This is a genomic window from Candidatus Cardinium sp. cBcalN2 (assembly GCF_022810445.1).
Classification (GTDB): domain Bacteria; phylum Bacteroidota; class Bacteroidia; order Cytophagales; family Amoebophilaceae; genus Cardinium.
Map to the genome: position 1 here is coordinate 1 of NZ_JAACGD010000052.1, position 3,201 is coordinate 3,201.

Sequence of the window (3,201 nt, forward strand, 5' to 3'; positions counted from 1 at the left end):
TTCATCAGCGCTTGATTTTTTGCTTACTTTTTTATCAAGAAAAAAGTAACAATAAAGATCCATTTTTTACCAGTCTCATGAACAGATACGAAAAAAGTGGTATAAAAAACTTTTTTACCAATGTCGTGAACAAATACAAAAAAAGTAAGAGAAAAATGCTTTTTTTACTTGATCAGAAAGTGCCCGTTACAACTATAAAGCATTCCCTAGCTGCTTTTAATGCAATGGGTATACCTGTAGGGTTATTACCTTTAGCAGTTGCCAAAAAAGACTGTCCACCTCCTTTACCACCAATAAGAGGCGCTATAGTTTGCATGATCTGATCTGCATGGTTGTGTTGAGCCCATCCATCTGATACAGCTATAATCAAGTAGACTTGCTGCTGGAATATAGTAGCTAGTACGATAGCTATTTTGTTATATTGGTTTTTATAGTGCAGTGCAACTTGTTGTAAGGCTTGTGGATGAGGCAGTCGCACTGCTTGAATCAATAGATAACCATCATCAACTGGCTCCAATTGGTCTTGGAGTTGTTGAATGACTTGTTCTATGGCTTTGGCCTGGTAAGCCATTAATTGTTTCTGTAATTGCTTTTTTTCATCCACCAGATGGGTTACTGCCTGTAGGATATCTTTGGGATATTTAAGTAAATGGGCTACTTTATTTAAAGTAGCGGATTGCTGGGTAACGAAATGGTATGCACTACTGGCGGTTAAGGCTTCTATTCTACGCACACCTGTCCCTACAGCGGTTTCATGAATAATCTTAAACAAGCCAATCTGACCGGTAAAGGATAGATGGGTACCGCCACAAAGTTCTACCGAATAGGTTGGGTCAAAGGTGATGACACGAACTTGAGCGCCATATTTTTCACCAAATAGGGCTTGTGCCCCCATGGCTTTGGCAGTGGCTAGTGGAACAGCCAGTTGCTCTATACAAGGAATATTTTCTCTAATCTTTTGGTTAACAATAGCTTCTACAGCCTCTATTTGCTGAGTAGACAGCTTAGTAGGATGCGCAAAATCAAAGCGCAATAGATTGGGTGTCACCAAAGAGCCTTTTTGAGCCACATGAGCCCCAATGACTTGTTTTAAAGCAGCTTGTAAGAGATGGGTCGCGGTATGGTTACTGGCGGTTAAGGCACGTTGCGTAGCATCTACACGCGCTTCTACAGGGGCTTCTAGCTGAGCAGGTAGTTGATGAACCGTATGGAGAATTAAGCCATGTTCTTTTTGTACATCCACCACCGGAATAGCGGCTTGGCCCGATAAGATAACGCCTGTATCAGCTACCTGCCCCCCTCCTGCTGCATAAAAAGGAGTAGTGGCTAAGACCAATTGATAGGCTATACCTTGTTTGTTGGTCAGGGTACGCCATTGTACAATAGAGGTGGTAACCACGAGTTGATGATAGCCTACAAATTGGGTTTGAATCGTTGGTTGAAGGATTTGCCAATCTCCTTGGCTGACTGCAGCATCTTTTTGAGAACGTTTTTTTTGCTCTTGAAGGGCTTGTTGGAAACCCGTTTCATCTATCTGCAGCCCTTTCTCTTTGGCCATGAGTAGCGTCAGGTCTAAGGGAAAGCCATAGGTATCATAAAGCTCAAAGGCTACACAACCCGCTATGACCCCTTGATTGATCTTGCTAGCATCTAACTGGTTAAAGAGCTGTAAGCCAGTAGTTAATGTTTTTAAAAAGGCAACCTCCTCGGCTTGAATAAGGCGTGCGATATAGTCTTTTTGGGTCGTGAGATTGGGATAAACGCCTTCCATTTGTGCAACTAAAATAGGAATCAACTGGTAGATAAAAGGCTGGTGTAACCCTAAATGGCTGTAGCCATAACGAATAGCTCGGCGTAAAATACGGCGTATCACATAACCTGCTTTAGCATGTGCAGGGGCTTGTCCATCGGCAATGGCAAAGGCTACGGCACGGAGATGGTCTGCAATCACCCGCATGGCAACTGCAATGGTTTCATTTTGGTGGTAGGCTTTACCAGACAGTTTTTCTATTTTTGCGATCAGTGGGGTAAAGATATCGGTATCATAGTTGGATGTTTTACCTTGTAACACCATCGCCAATCGCTCAAACCCCATGCCGGTATCGATGTGTTTATGCGGAAGATCAACCAGTTTACCAGAAGCTTTTCGGTTGTATTGCATAAATACTAGATTCCAAATCTCTATAACCTGAGGGTGGCCTTTGTTCACTAATGCAGCAGCTGATAGGGTATTACGCTCAGCCTCAGAACGAATGTCTAAATGGATTTCAGAACAAGGACCACAAGGGCCTTGCTCACCCATTTCCCAAAAGTTATCTTCCTTAGCAAAGGCTAAAATATGGGATTCAGGCAGGTATTGGGCCCAAATAGCAGCAGCTTCCTGGTCTTTGGGGAGACCATCTTGTTGGTCACCAGCAAAAATGGTAACATAGATACGCTCTTTGGGCAAGTGATAGACTTCGGTTAGGAGTTCCCATGCCCAAGCAATAGCTTCTTCTTTAAAATAATCGCCAAAGGACCAATTACCCAACATTTCAAAGAGGGTATGGTGGTAGGTATCTACCCCTACTTCTTCTAGGTCATTGTGTTTACCAGATACACGCAAACAGGGTTGCACCGTAACGACACGAGAAGCGGCAATGGGTTGATGGCCTAAAATGATATCTTTGAAGGGGTTCATACCGGCATTGACAAAGAGTAAGGAAGGGTCTTCTTTGTTGACAATAGGGACGGCGGGTTGGTGTTGGTGACTTTTTTGGATAAAAAACTGAAGAAATTTTGCTCTTATTGATTTGGATTGCATGGTTTTGGTTATTGCGTTTTTGGGTAAAATAGAAGTTGGGTTTGGCTAGGGCGTTTTTGGCCTAACCGTGACATAGGGCTGAATGACTACAGAAAAATCTATTTTCACTAAGCTTTTGTTTATAGGGTGTCAGGAACACCCAACAGTTATGGCCGTATATCTATTTGATTACATAGTTTTAAGCAAACATGGTTGGTTAAACAAATATATGGATAAAGTGGTTAAAAAGGCAGCGTAAATTTGTAAAGATAACTGTTAATGGGTATTGGCAAGGATCTAAAAAATCAAGCCCTGGGTAAAAAGTTGCGAAAAAGCACTCCTTAGAGCTGGAAAAACAGAACTCAGCCCGCTTCGGGGGCTTCAAACAGGCTGTTTTTTCTTGTAGTAGTTGATATTTA

2 protein-coding genes are annotated in these 3,201 nt (G+C 42.4%); one reads left to right on the forward strand and one right to left on the reverse strand.

The window, feature by feature from the left end:
- Nucleotides 1–172: 172 nt before the first annotated feature.
- Complete coding sequence (gene alaS / locus MUW74_RS01640) at nucleotides 173–2,803, reverse strand: alanine--tRNA ligase (RefSeq protein ID WP_243518915.1); 2,631 nt, start codon at nucleotides 2,801–2,803, stop codon at nucleotides 173–175.
- Nucleotides 2,804–2,885: 82 nt separating this feature from the next.
- On the opposite strand from alaS, the gene MUW74_RS01645 reads away from it, so the two are divergent.
- A complete protein-coding gene (locus MUW74_RS01645; protein WP_243518912.1) occupies nucleotides 2,886–3,041 on the forward strand; it encodes a hypothetical protein in 156 nt (51 codons plus the stop codon).
- The last annotated feature ends 160 nt before the right edge of the window (nucleotides 3,042–3,201 follow it).